Source organism: Clostridium sp., assembly GCF_021443865.1.
Classification (GTDB): Bacteria; Bacillota; Clostridia; order Clostridiales; family Clostridiaceae; genus Clostridium.
Genome location: NZ_JABUTB010000111.1, coordinates 6,657 through 9,726, shown reverse-complemented (window position 1 = coordinate 9,726; position 3,070 = coordinate 6,657). Strand labels below are relative to the sequence as shown.

Genomic DNA, 3,070 nt, shown 5'->3' with positions numbered 1-3,070 from the left:
TTTAAAATATAAGAATAGGAAGAACTTTAATGAAGAATAAGATTATTATTAAGGATTCAGTTAGAGGTATTATTGAATATGTCTTAAAGCAGGGAAGTATAGATGATAGATATACAGGTAGTACACGTGCTTTAGATGGGACTTTAGCACACCAAAAACTTCAAAGTAATAATGAAAAAGTATATAGTAATTATAAAAAAGAAGTTAGGTTGCAAGAAGAATTTGAAATAGATAATGTTACATTAATAGTAGATGGAAGAGCCGATGGAATTATAATTGAAGATAATGATATTTATATAGAAGAAATTAAATCTACAATGAAATCTCTTATATTAATAGATGAAGATTATAATGAATTGCATTGGGCTCAAGCTAAATTTTATGCTTACATATATTCTAAACAAAATGAATTAAAGGATATTAAAATAAGATTAAGCTATTTTAATCTAGAGACAGAAGAAGTAAAGAGCTTTGATAAGGAATTCAACATAGATACTTTAAAAGACTTCGTTTTTGAAATCATTAATGAATATAAAAAATGGGTGCTTTTAAAATCAGAATTACTTAAAGAAAGAAATGAAAGTATAAAGTATTTAAAATTCCCATTTGAGAATTACAGGAAGGGACAAAAGGAACTAGCTATAGCATGTTTTAATACAATAAAGGAGAAGGCGGTTTTATTTGCACAAGCCCCAACTGGCATAGGTAAAACTATATCTACTATGTTCCCAGCAGTAAAGTCCTTAGGGGAGGATAGAGGTAGTAGAATAGTTTATTTAACGGCTAAGACAATAACTAGAACAGTAGCAGAAGAATCTGTTAATAAGCTAAAAGCAAATTCTTTAAAATGTAAAAGTATCACTTTAACGGCGAAAGAAAAGATTTGCTTTAAGGAAAAGACAGCATGTAACCCAGAGAATTGTGAATATGCGTTAAATTACTATGATAAAGTAAATGATGCAATTTTTAATATGCTTAAAGAAGAGGATACATTTACTAGAGAGAGGATAGAGAAATATGCTAGAAGGGAAAAATTATGTCCTTTTGAGCTATCTTTAGATTTAAGTATTTGGTGTGATTTAATTATTTGTGATTATAATTATGCCTTTGATCCAAGAGCAAGATTGAAGAGGTTCTTTGAGGAGGATGTGAATAATAACATATTACTTGTGGATGAGGGACATAATCTTGTGGATAGATCTAGAAGTATGTTTAGTGCAGAAATATATAAGGATAAAATATTGAAAGCAAGTAAAATTGTTAAGGGAAAAGTACCGAATTTATTTAAATCACTAAATGCTATAAATAAATACTTAATTGAAATTAGAAAAGAAGTTGAAGAAATAGAAGTTAATAGTATATATAAAAAAGAAGAGTATAAGGATTTATATAAGTTACTTAGAATTTTTATGAAGGAATGTGATGAGTATTTAATAAAGTCAGTTAATACAGAAGGCTATGATGAAATAAAAGATCTTTATTTTGAAATTAGAGCATTCATATCAATATCTGAACTTTATAGTAAGGAATATGTAACTTTAGTAGAAAAAAATACAAATGATGTAAAGGTAAAGTTATTTTGTGTAAATCCTTCTAAAAATTTATCTAGTATAGTTCAAGGAAGTTATTCCACTATAATATTTTCTGCTACATTATCACCAATTAATTATTATATTGATTTATTAGGAGGAAACGAGAAGAGTTATAGAATGAAATTACCTTCTCCTTTTAAAAAAGAAAATTTAAAGATATATGGTAATCCATTAAATATGAGGTTTAAGCAAAGGGAAAATAATATAGATAAAGTCTGCCAGTTAATATATAACTTTAAGGAAGAAGAAAAGGGAAACTATATGGTATTCTTACCTTCCTATCAATATTTAAATAAAATAGTTGAAAGATATAAAGAGCTATATGGTGAGGAAAATGTTATTTGCCAGGGAGAAACATTAACAGAAGATGAGAGAGAAGAGTTTTTAAATAGTTTTAAAATTGATTCAAATATACTAGCTTTTTGTGTTATAGGTGGAGTGTTTTCAGAGGGGATAGATTTACCTGGTAAAAGATTAATAGGCAGTGTAATAGTAGGGGTTGGTTTTCCTAAGATATCTAATGAAGGGGATATAATTAGGGACTATTATGAGGATAAGGGATTTGATTATGCATATATTTATCCAGGAATAAATAAAATTATGCAGGCAGCAGGAAGAGTTATAAGGACTGAAAGTGATAAGGGGAGAATATTACTTATTGATGACAGATATTATACATTAAAATATAGAAGTTTATTGCCAAAGGAATGGGAATTAATAGATTAAAGGAGAAGATTTATGAAAGTTATTGATTTAAGTCATACTATAAATAGTAGTATGAGTACTTATACAAAGGACGAAAAATTTGAGGCATATGATATAGCATCTATAGAAAAGGATGGATATAATGAAAAACTCTTGAGACTATGCACTCATACAGGTACACATATTGATGCTCCAATTCATATGATCAATAAGGGAAAGACAATAGATGAATTTAATATAAGTGATTTTATAGGAATTGCTATTACTATAGATGTATCAGAGCTAGAAAGCATAGATATAAAGGATTTAATTAAATATAAGGAGAGAATCAATAATTGTGATTTTGTTATATTGAAAACTGGATGGGATAAGTATTGGGGGAGTAGTGGTTATTTAAAGGGATTTCCAACATTAACAGAAGAGGCGGCAAGATGGCTATGTAGCTTTAATATCAGAGGGATAGGAACAGATACTATATCAATAGATGCTTTTGATAGCATAGATTTCGAAATTCATAATACTATATTATCTAGAGGGCGAATAATTATTGAAAATTTAACTAACTTAAATAACGTAAGAGAAGAAGAATTTACCCTAGTAGCAACACCATTAAAAATAGAAAATGGAGATGCTTCACCAGTAAGAGCAATTGCAATAACCAATGAGGTTTCAGAGAGAAAATTATATAAAAATATAGAGTTATTAATGTAATAAAAGAGGATGTAGGAAGATTTGTGTAAAAGCAAATCTACTACATCCTTTTTTGTATTTTT

General features: G+C 27.9%; 2 protein-coding genes. Both read left to right on the top strand.

What is annotated here, in order from left to right:
- The first annotated feature begins 29 nt into the window (after positions 1-29).
- On the top strand, positions 30-2,318 hold the full coding sequence (locus HUJ77_RS14030; RefSeq protein ID WP_291709650.1) for an ATP-dependent DNA helicase: 2,289 nt from the start codon (positions 30-32) through the stop codon (positions 2,316-2,318).
- Positions 2,319-2,330: 12 nt separating this feature from the next.
- Entirely contained in the window at positions 2,331-3,008 is a 678-nt protein-coding gene (locus tag HUJ77_RS14025; protein ID WP_291709648.1) for a cyclase family protein, read from the top strand.
- The last annotated feature ends 62 nt before the right edge of the window (positions 3,009-3,070 follow it).